The sequence below is a fragment of the Streptomyces sp. NPDC008079 genome, from assembly GCF_042957385.1.
In the GTDB taxonomy this organism is placed as follows: domain Bacteria; phylum Actinomycetota; class Actinomycetes; order Streptomycetales; family Streptomycetaceae; genus Actinacidiphila.
In genome coordinates this window covers 160,722-178,458 of sequence record NZ_JBIBIC010000006.1, presented here as the reverse complement: position 1 = coordinate 178,458, position 17,737 = coordinate 160,722, and the positions used below count along the sequence as shown (strand labels likewise).

At 73.4% G+C, this 17,737-nt stretch carries 3 protein-coding genes; 2 read left to right on the top strand and 1 reads right to left on the bottom strand.

The annotated features are described in order from the left end of the window. Positions 1 to 45: 45 nt before the first annotated feature. Positions 46 to 15,516: an SDR family NAD(P)-dependent oxidoreductase gene (locus ACFZAM_RS16000; RefSeq protein WP_391046444.1), complete on the bottom strand. Its 15,471-nt coding sequence runs from the start codon at positions 15,514 to 15,516 to the stop codon at positions 46 to 48. Between the two features lie 423 nt (positions 15,517 to 15,939). On the opposite strand from ACFZAM_RS16000, the gene ACFZAM_RS15995 reads away from it, so the two are divergent. Then, on the top strand, positions 15,940 to 17,130 hold the full coding sequence (locus ACFZAM_RS15995) for a cytochrome P450 (RefSeq protein WP_355332734.1): 1,191 nt from the start codon (positions 15,940 to 15,942) through the stop codon (positions 17,128 to 17,130). A gap of 122 nt (positions 17,131 to 17,252) precedes the next feature. After that, positions 17,253 to 17,705, top strand: a complete 453-nt coding sequence (locus ACFZAM_RS15990; protein ID WP_391046441.1) for a nuclear transport factor 2 family protein — start codon at positions 17,253 to 17,255, stop codon at positions 17,703 to 17,705. Positions 17,706 to 17,737 lie beyond the last annotated feature (32 nt).

Below are 17,737 nucleotides of genomic sequence, written 5' to 3'. Positions count from 1 at the left end.
GTGTGGCCCGCCCGGCGCTCGTGCCGCCGCGCCGGGCGAGGCCGCTCAGGAGATCCCGAGCTCGTTGTTGATGAAATCCAGCACCTCGTCGGCGGATGCCGACTTCAGCCGGTCGGCGGCACCGGTCTCGCGTGTGCCTGAGCCGGTCTCGGTGCCGGAGTCGCGCCAGAAAGCGAGCAGTGTCTCCAGTCGGCGGCCGACCGCGGCGCGCTGGTCAGCGTCCACCTCCTCGGCCGCGACGGTGGCGAGCTGGGTCTCCAACGCCGCCAGTTCGGCCAGGAGTTCATCGGCACCTGGCGGTCGTTCGTCGGGCAGCAGCGTGCCGAGCAGGTGCGCGGCGAGGGCGTCGGGGGTGGGGTGGTCGAAGACCACGGTGGCCGCGAGCCGCTGTCCGGTGGCGGTGCCGAGGCGGTTGCGCAGTTCGACTCCGGTGAGCGAGTCGAAGCCCAGTTCCTTGAACGCGCGCGCCGGGTCGACGGCGGCCGACGATCCGTGGCCGAGCACCGCCGCGACGTTGGTGCGCACCATGTCGACGAGTACGGCGCTGCGCTCGGCGGCTCCGAGCGCGGCGAGGCGCGCGGCCAGGTCCGCGCCGCCCGAACGCTCTGCAGGGACAGCGGCTTTGGCGGTACGGCGCTGCGGGGCACGGCTCGTCAGGCCGCGCGCGAGCGCGCGGAAGGCTTCTCCCGCGGTCTGCTCGTCCGCCGTCTCGGGCGCGAGGCGGGCGGTGACGGCGAGCGGCGTGTCCCAGTTCACGGCCGCGTCGAACAGGCCAATTCCCTGCTCGACGCTCATCGGCACCACGCCGGAACGGGTCAGGCGTGCCCGGTCGACCTCATCGAGCGAACCGGTCAGCTCGGAGTCAGTGGCCCAGTGTCCCCATGCCATCGACACAGCCGCAGCGCCGCTCGTACGGCGCACACCCGCCAGAGCGTCCAGGAACGTGTTCGCCGCCGCGTAATTGCCCTGCCCCGCCGTGCCCACCACGCCCGCGAGCGACGAGAACAGCACGAACAACGACAGGTCCAGGTCCCGGGTCAGCTCATGCAGATGCCACGCCGCATCCACCTTCGCGCCCAGCACACTCCGGATACGTTCCGCGTCCAGGTCCGGCACCAGACCGTCGTCCAGCGCGCCCGCGCAGTGCACCACACCGCCCAACGGCCGTTCCCCGCCGAAGCGCGCGAGCAGCCCGGCCACCTCGTCCCGGACCGCGACATCACACGCCACGACCTCGACCCGCGCACCGGCCGCCCCCAACTCCGCCACCAACTCGGCCGCTCCGGGCGCGTTCGCACCACGCCGACCCGCCAGTACGACATCGCGCACCCCGTACGAGGCCACCAGATGCCGGGCCACCAGCCCGCCCAGCAGACCCGTACCACCCGTGATCACCACCGCACTCGCGGCATCCACCCGGCGGGGAAGACGCAGCACGACCTTGCCGACATGCCGCGCCTGCGACATGAACCGCAACGCCTCGTCCGCCCGCCGTACGTCCCACACCCGCACCGGCAACGGCTCCAGCACACCCTCCGCGAACAACCCCGCCAACTCCCGCAGGATCTCGCCGACTCGCTGCGGGTCCGCCTTCGCCAGGTCGTAGGCCCGGTAGGTCACACCGGGGTGCTCGGCGGCGACGGCCTCCGGGTCGCGGATGTCGGTCTTGCCCATCTCCAGGAACCGGCCGCCGCGCGGCAGCAACCGCAACGACGCGTCCACGAACTCCCGTGCCAGGCAGTCCAGTACGACGTCGACTCCGTCGCCCCCGGTGGCGGTCATGAAGGCGTCCTCGAAGGCCAGGGTCCGGGAGGACGCGATGTGCTCGGCGTCAAAGCCCATGTGCCGGAGGGTGTTCCACTTGCCCTCACTGGCGGTCCCGAAGACCTCGGCACCCCAGTGCCGGGCCAACTGCGTGGCCGCCATCCCCACACCGCCGGTCGCCGCGTGAATCAACACCCGCTGCCCGGAACGCAGTTCGCCGAGGTCGGCGAGACCGATCCACGCCGTGAGGAACACCGCGGGGACGGCGGCGGCCTGCTCGAAGCTCCAGCCCTCCGGCACCCGGACGACCAGCCGCTCGTCCACCACCGCCAACGGCCCGAACGACTCCGGCAGCAGACCCATCACCCGGTCACCCACCACAACACCCGCGACACCGGGCCCGACCTCGACCACGACACCCGCACCCTCGCAGCCGAGCGACTCCTCAGTGCCGACCATGCCCAGACTGACCACGACGTCACGGAAGTTGACACTGGCCGCGCGGATACCGACCCGGATCTGGCCGGGGGCGAGCGGCGCGTCGGCAGCGGGGTGGGGGGCCAGGGCGAGCCCGTCGAGCGTCCCTTCGGAGGCGACCAGTCGCCACGCGCCCTCGGCGGGCGGCACCAAACCCCCGCCACCAACAGACGCCCGCACCAGCCTCGGCACCAGCACCTCACCACCACGCACCGCCACCTGCGGCTCACCCGCCGCCACCGCGACACCGAGCACCGCACCGAGATCCGCGGCCGTCTCCACGTCGTGGTCGGTGTCGACCAGCAGCAGGCGCCCGGGGTTCTCGGCGAGCGCGCTGCGCACCAGGCCCCACACCGGGGCGTGGACCAGATCAGCGACAGGCTCACCGCTGTGAGTGGACACCGCGCCACGGGTGAGAAGGACCAACCGCGAATCAGCGAACCGCTCCTCCACCAGCCACTCCTGGACCAGACCCAGCGCACTGGCCACCGCCTCCGCCACCGCACCCGGCACATCGCCGGAGACTGACGCCGGGGGCAGGACCACGCCGACCAGCGGCGGAACCGACTCTGAGGCGGCGGCCAGGGCCGCGAGGCCCGCTGCCCCCGGCACGAGGACGCAGTCGGCCGTCGCCGCGTCGGCCTCCGTAGGCGTCGCGCGGACCCAGTCCACCCGGAACAGGCCGTCGACCGGGTCCGCGCCGGAACCACGGAGCTGGTCGCCCGACACCGCGCGCAGCACGAGGGACGTCACCGACAGGACCAGGGCGCCTGCGGTGTCGGTCACCGTCACTGACACCGTGTCAGGTCCCGAGGCCCGCAGCCGTACGCGTACGGAGGTCGCGCCGACCGCGCCCAGCACGACATCGGACCAGACGAACGGCAGCCGGACCGGCGAGCCGTGAGGGTGCTCCAGCAGTACGGCCTGGATCGCGGCGTCGAGCAGGGCGGGATGGATGCCGAACCGGGCCGCGTCCTCGGCCGCGGCCTCCGGCAACGCCACTTCCGCGTACAGCTCGTCGCCGTCGCGCCATGCGGCCCGCAGGCCCTGGAAGGCAGGGCCGTAGCCGTAACCGGCCGCCGCTGCCCGCTCGTAGAAGCCGTCGACCGGCACCGGCTCGGTGCCCGGCGGCGGCCACGCCGTGAGCGTGTCCGGGGTGTCAGGGCTGCCGTCGAGCAGCGTGCCGGCGGCGTTGCGCGTCCAGGGCCGGTCGCCCGGCGCGGCGCTCTCCGCGCGGGAGTGGATGCCGAGTTCGCGCCGCCCGTCCGCGTCGGGCGCGCCGACGGAGACCTGCACCTGTACGCCGCTGCCCTCCGGGACCACCAACGGCACCTGGAGCGTCAACTCCTCGACCCGCCCGGCCCCGACCTCGTCCGCCGCGCGCAACGCCCATTCGGCCAGGGCCGCGCCCGGCACCAGCACGGTCCCCTCCACCCGGTGATCGCCCAGCCACGCGTGCGACGCCAGCGACAACCGGCCCGTGAACACGACCTGATCCGAATCCGCCAGCCGCACCACCGCGCCCAACAGCGGGTGATCGACGGCCTCCTGCCCGAGCTCGCTGGGATCGCCGTTGCGGCTGCCCTCACCGGTCAGCCAGTAGCGCTCGTGCTGGAAGGCGTACGTGGGCAGATCCACGAGGTGGGCGGGGGTTCCCGCGAAGACGGACCGCCAGTCGACGGGCAGGCCGCGTACCCAGCCTTCGGCGAGAGACGTCAGGAACCGCTCCTGACCGCCCTCGTCGCGGCGGAGGGTGCCCAGGGCCACGGCGTCGGACCCGGCGTCCTCGAACGTCTCCGCCAAGCCGACAGCCAGGACCGGGTGCGGGCTGGACTCCACGAAGTAGCCGAACCCGTCCGCCAGTAGGGCCCGGACGGTCTCGTCGAAACGGACTTCCTGGCGGAGGTTGGTCACCCAGTAGTCGGCGTCCAGCGTGCTCGTGTCGATACGGCCGCCGGTCACCGTCGAGTAGAACGGCACCTGCGACGACTGCGGCTCGATGCCCGACAGAGCCTCAACAACCTCGTCCCGGATCGCGTCCACCTGCACCGAGTGCGACGCGTAGTCCACATCGATACGACGGGCCCGTACGCCCTCGGCCTCACACACCGTCAGCAGCTCAACCAAGGCTTGAGGTTCACCCGAAACGACCGTGGACGAGGGCCCGTTCACCGACGCGACGGAGATACGACCGTCCCAGCGCGCGATCCGCTCACGTACGTCCTGCGCGGGCAGCGCGACCGACACCATCCCGCCACGCCCCGACAACGACCCGCGAATCGCCTTCGCCCGCAGCGCCACCACGCGCGCCGCATCCTCCACCGACAACGCGCCCGCCACGCACGCCGCCGCGATCTCGCCCTGGCTGTGACCGATCACCGCACCCGGCTCGACACCCGCAGCACGCCACACCTCGGCCAGCGACACCATCACCGCCCACAACGCCCCCTGAACCACCACCACGTCATCCAGAACGCCCTCGCGGATCGCCTCCACCACCGACGAACCCACATGAGGCAACAGCGCCGCGTCACACTCCGCCAACCGCGCCCCGAACACCGGCGAGGAGTCCAACAACCCCAACGCCATCCCCGCCCACTGCGACCCCTGACCAGGGAACACGAACGCCACCCGGCCGGGGTCCCGCACCGTCGCGCCCGACACCACGCGGGCGGCCGGGGTGTCATCGGCCAGGGCGCCGAGCCCCGAGACGGCCTCGGCGATGTCCGGGGCCAGCACCACGCTCCGATGCTCCAGCGCGGTGCGGGACGTCGCGAGGGAGAGGCCGACGTCCGCCGGGGAGTTCTCCGCGCCGCCCGCCTCGACAAAGGACGCCAGGCGTCCGGCCTGGCCGCGCAGCGCGTCCGCCGACCGCGCGGACACCACCCACGGCACCACCGTCAGCGACCCCAACGGGCCTGTCTCCGAATCGACTTCGGGCTCGGGGGTCCGCGACGGCTCGGCCTCTTCCAGGATCACGTGCGCGTTCGTCCCGCTGATGCCGAACGACGAGACGGCGGCCCGGCGCGGGCGGTCGCCCGGGGACCAGTCCTGGGAGTCGGTCAGCAACTCGACGGCGCCGCTCGACCAGTCGACGTGCGGCGTCGGCTCATCCACGTGGAGCGTGCGCGGCAGCACACCGTGCCGCATCGCCTGGACCATCTTGATGACGCCCGCGACCCCGGCGGCGGCTTGCGTGTGGCCGATGTTCGACTTCACCGAGCCCAGCCACAGGGGCAGTTCACCGGCTCGCTCCTGCCCGTACGTCGCGAGCAGCGCCTGCGCCTCGATGGGGTCGCCCAGTGCCGTGCCGGTCCCGTGCGCCTCGACGGCGTCGATATCGGCGGCCGTCAGACCGGCACTGTCCAACGCGGCCCGGATCACCCGCTCCTGCGAAGGCCCGTTCGGGGCGGTCAGCCCGTTCGACGCACCATCCTGGTTCACCGCGGAGCCCCGCATCACCGCCAGCACCCGGTGACCGTTGCGCCGCGCGTCCGACAGCCGCTCCAGCAGCAGGACACCGACGCCCTCGCCCCACCCGGCACCGTCCGCCGCCGCCGAGAACGCCTTGCTCCGGCCGTCGGGCGCCATGCCCCGCTGACGGCTGAACTCCACGAAGACCCACGGGGTCGCCATGACGGTGACGCCTCCGGCCAGGGCGAGCGAGCACTCCCCCGACCGCAGGGCCTGCGCCGCCAGATGCATCGCGACCAGCGACGACGAGCACGCCGTGTCCACCGTCATCGCCGGACCCTCGAACCCGAAGGTGTACGAGACCCGGCCGGAGGCGACGCTGCCCTGCGTGCTGGTGACGGCGTAGCCCTCCAGTTCTTCGGGGCGGTCGCCGGTGGAGCCGTAGTCGTGGTGCATGACTCCGGTGAAGACACCCGTCGAACTGCCCTTCAGCGAACCGGGATCAATACCCGCCCGCTCCAGCACCTCCCACGACGCCTCCAGCAGCAACCGCTGCTGCGGATCCATCGACAACGCCTCACGCGGAGACACCCCGAAGAACCCCGCGTCAAACTCACCCGCCCCATAGAGGAAACCGCCCTCACGCGCATAACTCCGCCCCGCCACACCAGGATTCGGATCAAACAGCCCCTCCACATCCCACCCCCGGTCCACCGGGAACCCCGACACCGCATCCCCACCCGAAGCAACCAGCGACCACAACTCCTCAGGCGAACCCACCCCACCCGGATACCGACACGCCATCCCCACAATCACCACCGGATCGGTGTCACTGTCCGGAGCGGACGCCCGGACTGCCGCGTCGGCCGGGGCCGTTGCCGCCGGCTGGTCCGGCCGGTCGGTGCCCAGCACGAGGGTGCGGAGGAAGCCGGTGAGCACCTGGGGCGTCGGGTAGTCGAAGACGAGGGTGGCGGGGAGCCGGAGGCCGGTGGACGTGGCGAGGGCGTTGCGGAGTTGCAGGGCGGTCAGCGAGTCGAAGCCGAACTCCTTGAAGCTGCGGCGCGCGGAGATCGTGTCCGGTGTCGGCAACGCGAGGACGGCTGCGGCCTGTTCACGGATCAGATCGAGCAGGAGCCGGTCCTGTTCCTGCGGATCGAGGCCGGTGAGGCGGTGCCGCAGGTCGCTGGCGCTGTCGGCCGGTGCGGCAGCGGCGGCGGTGCGCCGTGCGCGGACCAGGCTGCGGAAGGCGGGCCGCAGGGAGCCGCGGGCGGCCTCGGTGCGCAGGGCGGTCAGGTCGAGCGAGACGGGGACGAGGCAGGACGTGTCGGTGGCGGTGGCCGCGTCGAACAGGGCCAGACCGAGGTCGGCGGCCAGCGGCCGGACGCCGGAGGCGCGCAGCCAGGCGAGGTCGCCGTCGTCCAAGTGGGCGCGCATGCTGCCGACTTCTTCCCACAGGCCCCAGGCGAGGGAGTGCGCGGGCAGGCCCTCGGCGCGGCGGCGCGCGGCGAGGGCGTCGAGGAAGGCGTTGGCGGCGGCGTAGTCGGCCTGGCCGGGGTTGCCGAAGGTCGCGGCGATGGAGGAGAACAGCACGAACAGCGACAGGTCCAAGTGCCGGGTCAGTTCGTGCAGATGGACGGCCGCGTCCACCTTCGGTGTGAGCACGCGGGACAGTTGATCGTCGGTGAGGGACAGCACGAGTCCGTCGTCGAGCACACCGGCCGCGTGCACCACGCCGGTCAGCGGCCGGTCGGAGGGAACGGAGTCCAGCAGGGCGGCCAGCGCCGTTCGGTCGGCCGCGTCGCAGGCGACGATGTCGACGGTCTCCGCGCCGTCGGCGCGGAGCCGGGCCCTGAGGTCGGCGGCGCCGTCCGTGTCGGGTCCGCGGCGGCTGGTCAGGACGAGGTGCCGGACGCCGTGTTCGGTGACCAGGTGACCGGCCAGCAGCGAGCCGAGGGCGCCGGTCCCGCCGGTGATCAGGACCGTGCCGTGCGGGTCGGCCTCGGCGGTGTGCGGGTCGCTCTGGGTGCCGGGCGTCTCGGACGCGGCGCCGGGGGTGGCGCGGACCAGCCGGGGCAGCCGTGTCTCGCCCGCGCGCAAGGCGATCTGCGCCTCGTCCCGCGCGACGGCGGTGGCGACGGCCGTGGCCAGTGCGTCCCGGGACGCCGGTGTGTCGTCCGTGTCGACCAGGACGAGGCGGCCGGGGTGCTCGGACTGGGCGCTGCGGATCAGGCCCCAGACGGGTGCCGTCGCCAGATCGGCGACGGCCTCGTCGGGTCCCGCCGCCACCGCCCCGCGCGTCAGCACGACCAGGCGCGACGTGCTCAGCCGCTCGTCGCCGAGCCAGGTCTTGAGCAGGGCCAGCGCCTCGGCGGTCGCTGCGTGGGCGCGGGCGGGCAGTGCCGCGTCGACCGGCGTACGAGCCGGCGTCCCGCCCTCGTGGGCCGCCGTCCCACTCCCGTCGCCGAGGACACCGTTCGCGCCGACAGGCTGGCCGCCGTCGTAACCCGACGCCCCGCTCCCGTAGCCGTCGCCGTCGCCCGGCGCACCCTTCGCGCCGCCCGGCTCCTCGTGCCCCCACCCGCCGAGCCGTACCAGTGCCGTCGGCGGCGCCTCGATGGCGCCCGCGTCGATGCGGGCGAGCAGTTCCGCGATGTCGGGCACGCCGTCGTCGCCCGTGCCGGGACCGACGGCCAGCCATTCGGCGGCGGGCTCCGCGGTCGCGGCGGGCTGCCAGTCGAGCCGGAAGAGCGCCTGGTCCGCAGGGGTGTTCGCGGGGCCTCCCGCCGGGCTCAACAGCGCCTCGCCGACGGGCAGCAGGGTGAGCGCCTCGATGGACGCGACGGGCGCGCCGGTGGCGTCCGCGAGGGTCAGGGCGACGGTGTCCGGGCCGTCGGGAGTGACGCGGACGCGGACCGCCGAGGCGTGGACGGCGTGCAGGGCGAGCCCGCGCCAGGCGAACGGCAGCCGCAGGCCCTCGACATGGGCCAGGCAGATGTGCAACGCGGCGTCCAGCAGGGCGGGATGGACGCCGTACGATCCGGCTTCGGTGGCCTGCTCGTCGGCGAGGGCGACGTCGGCGTAGAGGTGCTGACCCGACCGCCAGGCGGCGCGGACGCGGCGGAAGGCCGGACCGTAGCCGTAACCGGTCGCGTCCAGGTCCGCGTAGAACTCCTCGACGGGCACCGGCCGGGCGTCGGCCGGGGGCCAGGCGGTCAGGGGTTCGGGAGCGGTGGGCGCCTCGGAGGCGAGGACGCCCGCGGCGTGCCGGACCCAGGGGCCGGTGTCGACGCTTCCGGAGTCGTCGTGCGCGTCGGCGCGGTCGGGTCGTGAGTGGATTCGCAGTTCGCGGCGGCCGGTCGTGTCCGGTGCGCCGACGGTGAGCTGGAGGTGCACGCCGTCCTGGCCCGTGAGGACCAGCGGTGCTTCCAGGGTGAGTTCCTCGACCTGGGCGCATCCGGTCAACTCAGCCGCGTGCAGGGCCAGTTCGGCGAAGGCCGCGCCGGGCAGCAGCACCGTGTCGAGAGCGGCGTGGTCCGCCAGCCACGGATGGGTGCGCAGCGAGATCCGGCCCGTGAGCAACAGGGCGTCGGTGTCGGCGAGTTGTACGGCCGCGCCCAGCATCGGGTGCCCGGTGGCGGACAGGCCGAGGCCGTCCGTTCCCGCGCCCGCGCCCGCCGCCGACTCCAGCCAGTACCGCGCCCGTTGGAAGGCGTAGGTGGGCAGGTGGACGCGGCGCCCGTCGGTCGCGGGCAGCAGGCGGGTCCAGTCGACGCCGGGCAGGCCGCGGACCCAGCCTTCGGCGACGGAGGTGAGGAAGCGGTCGGCGCCGCCTTCGTCGCGGCGGAGCGTGCCGAGGGCGAGGGCGTCGGTCCCGGCGTACTCGAACGTCTCCTGCATGGCGGGGGTGAGTACGGGGTGGGCGCTGATCTCGACGAAGTACCGGAAGCCGTCGTCGAGGAGTGTGTGGACGGCGGTCTCGAAGTCGACCGGCCTGCGGGCGTTCTCGAACCAGTAGTCGGCGTCGAGCCCGTCTCCGTCGAGCGCGCCGCCGGTGACGGTCGAGTAGAACGGGACGTCGCCCGCGGCGGGCGTGACGTCGGCGAACATCTGCGTGATGCGGTCGCGCAGCGGGTCGACCTGGGCGCAGTGCGAGGCGACGGTGGAGCCGATGACGCGGGCCCTGATCCCCTCGTCCTTGCAGGCGGCGACGAATTCGGCGAGCGAGGTCTCGTCCCCGGCGACGGTCTGCGCGGTGGGTCCGTTGCGTCCGGCCGCGGTGAGGCGGCCGTCCCACGCGGCCAGCCGCTCTTCCAGCGCCCGCGCGCTCAGCGCGACCGAGGCGACGGCGCCGTTGCCGACGAGTTCCTCGCCGAAGAGCGCGCTGCGCAGGACGACGATACGGACGGCGTCGGCGAGGGTGAGGGCGCCCGCGACGCAGGCCGCGGCGATCTCGCCCTGGCTGCTGCCGACGACGGCGGCCGGCTCGACGCCCGCGGCGCGCCACATCGCGGCCAGGGACACATTGACGGCGAACAGCACCGGTTGGAGTACGTCGATCCGGTCGAGCGGCGGCGCGTCCGGGGCGGCGCGCAGCACAGCGGTGGCGGACCAGTCGACGTAGGCGGCCGCCTCCCGCTCGCACTCGGCGAAGCGGCGGGCGAACACCGGTGAGGTGTCGAGGAGTTCGGCAGCCATGCCGCGCCACTGGGAGCCCTGGCCGGGGAAGACGAACACGGTCCGGCCGCGCAGGTCGGCCGCGCCGACGACGGCGTGGGGGGTGGGCGCGCCGACGGCGACGGCGGTCAGCGCGTCACGGGTCCCGTCGGGGTCGGCGGCGAGCACGACGGACCGGTGTTCGAGTACGGCGCGGGCGGTGGCCAGGGCATGGCCGGTGGCGGCCCGGCCGTCGCCCGTGCTCGCGGGGCCGTCTCCCCCGGCCTCGCCCGTCCAGTCGCGGAGACGGGCGGCCTGGGCACGCAGCGCGGCGGCCGACTGTCCTGACACCGGCCACGGTGCGGGGGCGCCGGTGAGGATCGGGAGCGCCCGCGGGTCCCCGGCCCCGCCCTCGGAAGCGGAAGCGGATACGGATGCCGAAGCGGATACGGATACGGACTCGGCCTCGGACGCGCCGGGCGCGGCCGGAGCGCTTACGGGAGCCTTCGCCTCCTCCAGGATCACGTGCGCGTTCGTGCCGCTGATGCCGAACGACGAGACGCCCGCGCGCCGCGGCCGGTCCCCGCGCTTCCACGCCACCGGTTCGGTGAGGAGCGTGACGGCGCCGGACCAGTCGACGTGCGGCGAGGGAACGTCCGCGTGCAGAGTGCGGGGCAGCTCCTCGTGGTGCAGGGCCTGCACGATCTTGATCACGCCCGCGATGCCCGCCGCGGCCTGGGTGTGCCCGATGTTGGACTTGACCGAGCCGAGCCGGAGCGGCCGGTCCTCGGGGCGGCTCCGCCCGTAGGTGGCCAGCAGCGCCTGCGCCTCGATCGGGTCGCCGAGCGTCGTGCCGGTGCCGTGCGCCTCGACCACGTCCACGTCGGCGGCGGCGACCCGCGCGTCGGCGAGCGCGTCACGGATCACCCGCTCCTGCGAGGGGCCGTGCGGCGCGGTCAGGCCGTTGCTCGCGCCGTCCTGGTTGGTGGCGGAGCCGCGGATCAGGGCCAGCACCTGGTGGCCGTTGCGGCGCGCGTCGGAGAGCCGCTCGACCACGAGGACGCCGACGCCCTCGGACCAGCCGGTGCCGTCGGCGGCGGCGGAGAACGCCTTGCAGCGGCCGTCGGGGGACAGCGCCCCCTGTCGGCTCAGCTCCACGAACATGCCGGGCGTGGACATGATTGTGACGCCGCCCGCGATCGCCATCGTGCACTCGCCCGACCGCAGCGACCGTACCGCCCAGTGCAGTGCGACCAGGGACGACGAGCAGGCCGTGTCCAGGGTGACGGCCGGGCCCTCGAGGCCCAGCGTGTAGGCCAGCCGTCCCGAGGCGACGCTGGTGAGGGTGCCGGTGAGCCGGTGGCCCTCGACGCCGTCCGCGCCGTACTGGAGCTGCGGCCCGTACTCCTGGAACATCGCGCCGAAGAAGACGCCGGTGCGGGTGCCGCGCAAGGACAGCGGGTCCATCCCGGCGCGCTCCACCGCCTCCCACGAGGTCTCCAGCAGCAGGCGCTGCTGCGGGTCCATGGCCAGGGCCTCGCGCGGTGAGATCCCGAACAGCCCGGCGTCGAAGTCCGGTGCGCCGTCGAGGAATCCGCCGTGCCGGACATAGCTGGTGGCCGCGCGCCGCGCCTGCGGGTCGTAGAGGCGCTCGATGTCCCAGCCGCGGTTGTCGGGGAAGTCGCCGATGACGTCCCGGCCGTCCGCGACGACGTCCCACAGCGCCTCGGGCGAGTCGACGCCGCCGGGCAGTCGGCAGGCCATGGCGACGATGGCGATCGGGGAGTCGTCGGCGTCCGGGTGGTCAGCGGGGGGCGCCGCGGTGTCGTTCGCCGCGGGTCCCGCGTCGAGCAGGGCGGCGCGCAGGTGGCGGGCGAGCGCGGACGGCGTGGGCTGGTCGAAGAGAACGGTGGCGGGCATCGCCACCTCGGCCTGCTCGGCGATGCGGTTGCGGAGCTGGACCGACAGGTGCGAGTCGAACCCGAGGTTCTTGAAGGTCTGTTCGGGGTCGAGCGCGTCCGGCGACGGCTGTCCCGCGACCGCCGCCGCGTGCGCCAGAACGAAGCGCAGCAGCGTCGAATCCCGCTCGGCCGGGCGCAGCGCGGCCAGTCGGGCGGCGAACGACGAGGCGGCGGCGGCCGGTTCGGCGCCGGAGTCCCGGTCCCCGTCGTGCTCGGCGTCCCGGACGGTGCGCCGGGCCGGTACGGCGGCGGTTCCCGCGCGTCGGCGACGGCGGCCGGTCGCGGTGTCCAGCCAGTGGCGGCGGCGCTGGAACGCGTAGGTGGGCAGGGCCACTTGGGCCGGGGGCGTGTCCGCGAACACGGCCTGCCAGTCGACCGGCAGGCCGCGTACCCAGCCCTCGGCCAGCGAGGTCAGGAAGCGTTCCTGGCCGCCCTGGTTCCTGCGCAGCGTGCCGAGCGCCACCGCGTCGAACCCGGCGTCCTCGAACGTCTCGGCCAGGCCCACCGCCAGCACGGGGTGCGCGCTGGCCTCGACGAAGTAGCCGAACCCGTCCGCCAGCAGCGCGCGTACGGTCTCGTCGAACCGCACCTGCCCGCGGAGGTTGGCGAGCCAGTACGCGGCGTCCAGCTCCCGGGTGTCGAGCCGGCCGCCGGTGACCGTGGAGTAGAAGAGCACGTCGGACGCCACCGGGGTGATGCCGGCCAGGGCGTCCAGCACCTCCTCCCGGATCGCGTCGACCTGGACCGAGTGCGACGCGTAGTCGATGTCGACGCGCCGGGCGCGGATGCCCTCGGCGTCGCAGGCGGCGCGCAGTTCGGCGAGCGCGTCCAGCTCGCCCGACACCACGGTGGAAGAAGGCCCGTTGACCGATCCGACGCACAGCCGGTCGCCCCAGCGGGCGAGGCGTTCGAGCACCGCGCCGACGGGCAGCCCGACCGAGAGCATCCCGCCGCGGCCCGACAGCGACGCGCCGATCACCTTCGCCCGCAGCGCGACCGTTTTCGCCCCGTCCTCGACGGACAGCGCGCCCGCGACGCAGGCGGCGGCGATCTCGCCCTGGCTGTGCCCGATGACGGCGCCGGGCTCGACACCGGCGGCGCGCCACACCTCGGCCAGCGACACCATCACCGCCCACAGCGCCGACTGGACGACGACCACGTCGTCCAGGGCGCCCTCCCGGATCGCCTCGACCACCGAGCTGCCGAGATACGGGGCCAGCGCCGTGTCGCACTCCCCCATCCGGGCCGCGAACACCGGTGAGGTGGCGAGCAGTTGCATCGCCATGCCCGCCCACTGCGAGCCCTGGCCCGGGAACACCAGGGCCACCCGGCTGCCTCCGGCGCGCACCGCGCCGCTCACGAGACCGGCCGCGGGCATGCCGGTGGCGAGCATGCCGACGGCGTTACGGGCGTCCGCGGGTCCGGCTGCGAGGACGACAGCGCGGTGCTCGAACGCCGCCCGGGAGAGGGCGAGGGCCCGGCCTACCGGGCGCAGACTCGACGGGCCGCCGCCGTCGGCGGAGTCGGAGCCGGAGCCGGAGCCGGAGTCGGCATGAGCATCGGCATCGGCATCGGCGGATTCGCCGACGGCGGATTCGGCGACGGCGAGCAGGCGTTCGGCCTGGCCTCGCAGCGCGGCGGCGGACCGCGCGGACACCGGCCAGGGCACGAGGTCGAGTTCACCGAGCGGTGACCGGGGCGCGGGGGCGGCGACCGGGGCAGCCGCGTCGGGGACGACGGAGGCCGGGGCCGCGGCCCATTCGCCCACCACCACATGGCAGTTGGTGCCTCCCATGCCGAAGGAGGAGACACCGCCCAGCAGCGGCCGGTCGGCGTCGGGCCAGGCGGTCGCCCCGTCCCCGGTCTGCACCCGCAGGCGGAGGTCCGCCAGCGCGATCTCCGGGTTCGGGCGGCGGTAGTTGAGGCTCGGCGGCAGTGCCCGGTGCTGGACGCTGAGGATCAGCTTGAGCAGGCCGGTCACGCCCGCCGCGCCTTCCAGGTGGCCGACGTTCGTCTTGACCGAGCCGACGGCCAGCGGCGCTCGCGGGTCGCGGCCGGCGCCGAGCACCGTACCGAGCGCGCGGGCCTCGACCGGGTCGCCGACGCGGGTGCCGGTGCCGTGCAGTTCGACGTACTGCACCTCGTCCGGCGCGACCCCGGCCTGCCGGTAGGCGCTGCGCAGCAGGTCTTCCTGCGCCGCCTGGTGCGGGCTGGTGAGGCCGGGGCCGCCGCCGTCGTTGTTGACGGCGCTGCCGAGCAGCACGCAGCGGATCGGGTCGCCGTCGGCGACGGCGTCGCTCAGCCGCTTGAGGACCAGGACCGCGCCGCCCTCGCCGCGGACGTAGCCGTTGGCGCGCTCGTCGAAGGTGTAGCAGCGGCCGTCGGGAGAAAGAGCGCCGAAGGCGGTGATCTGCTCGGTGGTCTCCGGGACGAGGTTGAGGTTCACGCCGCCGGCCAGGGCGACCGCCGACTCGCCGGAGCGCAGGCTCTCGCAGGCGAGGTGGACCGAGACCAGCGAGGAGGACTGCCCGGCGTCGACGGTCAGGCTCGGGCCGTTGAGGCCCAGCGCGTAGGAGATGCGGTTGGCGACGAGGCTGCGGTGCAGGCCGGTGAGGGTGTGGGCGGTGGCCGGTCCTGACCGGGCGCTGAGGGTCGCGTAGTCGTCGGCGATGACGCCGAGGAACACCCCGTAGGCGACGGGCCGTCGAGCGGCCTTCCGCCGGTGTTCCGCCGAGGCGGCCTCGGGGGGCCCGGTCCTGGAGGCGGGGTGCAGGGCGGCGAGGCCCGCGTCCTCCAGCGCCTCCCAGCCCAGTTCGAGCGCGAGCCGCTGCTGGGGGTCCATCTGGGCGGCCTCACGGGGCGTGACGCCGAAGAACTCCGCGTCGAAGCCCTCGATCCGCTCGGCGTCCAGGAAGCCGCCGCGCTGCGGACCGGCCGCGCCCGGACCGCCCGGATCTCCCGGATCTCCCGGACCGCCCGGACCGCCCGGACCGCCCTTCCCGATGTCCGAATCGACGTCCGATTCGACGTCCGGCTCGGCGTCCACTTCGCCCTCCACGGGCCAACGGGGGGCGGCGAGTTCGGTCACGGCGTCCGCGCCGCCGCGCAGCAGGTCCCAGAACGCCGTCGGGTCGTCCGCTCCCGGCAGTCGGCAGGAGACCCCGATGACGGCGATGGGTTCGCCCGGCCCGGCGGGGTCGCCGCCGTGTCCGTTCAGCGAATTCCGGTCGGCATTTGTGTCCGCCACCAGTACGTCAGAGCTCCTTCGGAATCCCACGACCCGGGGGGTGATACAGGTCGCACGAAAACGCCAGACTTTCCACCGCCTCGGTGGAATGCGGAGTGCGCGTCCCGATCGCCTCGGAATTGTCGCCCTCCGCGCCGTCATCCGTGGTTGCGGACAGGACGGACGTGGACCGGTAATCGATCCCATCAGCGTTCAACTGGCCAGTCAACCGGGGTCATTGACCGCACGACCCCTGCCCCCGCGGGGGTACCCCCTAAAACACGGCCCCCACCCCCTATACCTATTCCGGGGTTTGAGCCACTGCCGCACGCTGTTACCGTCCACGGGCGATGAAATTCGGAATAATTCCTCATTCGCGGCGTGAAACAAGTGTCCGGCCACGGCCGCATCCGCACGCCGCGCGTCATACGCTGGGAGTCTCGCGTGACCGATTCCGCTGTGTCGCTGAGCCCGCCGTCTGCCGCCGACGGCGGCGCTGAACTGTTCGCGTGGCTGCGCCGCATGCGCGACGACCATCCGGTGTTCCGCGACGAGAACGGCAGTTGGCACGTCCTGCGGTACGCGGACGTGCAGCGGGTGCTGTCGGACCAGAAGGACTTCTCTTCCGACCCGACCCCGGTGTCACCGAAAGCGGCGGAGATCGCCCGCGGTGACCTGGCCCAGATCGACCCGCCCGAGCACCACCATCTGCGGCGCGGGATCAGCCGGGTGTTCACGCCCCGCACCGTGGCCGAACTGGAGCCGCGGATCGCCGAGATCGGCCGGGAACTGCTCGGCGCCACCGACGGCATGGACCGTTTCGACCTGGTGCGGCATCTGACCCATCCGCTGCCGGTGATCGTGATCGCTGAGCTGCTGGGCGTACCGGCCGAGGACCGGCCGATCTTCCGGCACTGGGCGGACCGCATCATCGCCGCCAAGATCGTCGGCATCGACCTGCCGGAGAACTACGAGCGCCTGCGGACCGCGATCGAGGAGATGGACTACTACCTCGACGGCATGCTGGAGGAGCGGCGGTCCCGTCCCGGTGACGACCTGCTCAGCAAGATGGCCACCAGCGAGGTGGACGGCGAGCCGCTGTCGTCGGAGGAGGCCGTCAACTTCGCCCGGTTGCTGCTGATCGCCGGGCACATCACCACGACGATGATGCTGAGCAGCGCGATCCTGTGCTTCGAGGAGCACCCGGAGGCAGCCGCCGCGCTGCGCGCCGACCGCTCGCTGATCCCGGCCGCGCTGGAGGAAGTGATGCGCTACCGGCCGCCGTTCACCATCACCGGCCGGTACACCACCCGGGACGTGCCGATCGGCGGTGTGGTCATCCCCGAGCGGTCGATCGTCATCCCGTGGCTGGCGTCGGCCAACCGCGACGAGCGGCAGTTCGAGGACCCGGACCGGTTCGACATCACCCGTACGCCCAACGCGCACGTCGCGTTCGGCAAGGGCATCCACTTCTGCATCGGTGCGCCGCTGGCCCGGCTGGAGGGGCGCGTGGCCCTCAATCTCCTCCTTGACCATTACCAGGACGTGCGGCTCGACCGCAGCGAGCCGCTGGAGTTCTACGACCGGAACTTCTTCGGTGTGAAGTCGCTGCCGGTGTCGGTCGTCCACACGTGACCGCCGTGGCCTCCCCTTCAGGTCCCGACGGCCCTCGCCCTGCGCCCGGCCGACCGAACGCCTTCCCGACCGCTCTCCCGACTTCCCGTCCCACCGCCCTCCCGACCATCGGAGCAGCCACGATGACCGACGAGAAACGGGCCAAGTGGCTCATTCTCGAACACTGTCGGATGATCAACGACGGCAATGTGGAGGGCCTGCTCCAGCTCTACGCCGAGGACTGCACCTTCGAGGACCCGGTGGGCAACGGCGAGCAGCACGGCCTGCACGCGCTCAGCCAGCGCGCCGCCGCCGCCGTCTTCTCCGGCGCCTTCGAGGACGCGGCCATGCCGGTGGCGTCCAAGGACGGCCAGTGGGCGTCGGTGCCGATGGTCTCGACCTTCAACTACCTGCCGCTGGCGGGTCCCGCGATGACCGAGTCGGGCCTGCTGCCGCCGATCCCGCCCAAGGACCCGGAGGAGAAGATGATCCGGGTGAACATCGTGATGACGATCCACGTCAACGAAGTCGGCCTGGTCGACCGGATGATGGCGCTGTACGGCAGCTCCGACGTCACCCTCATCGACCGGAAGTGACGGACCGCTGACCGCCCCCGGCCGGGCGGAGC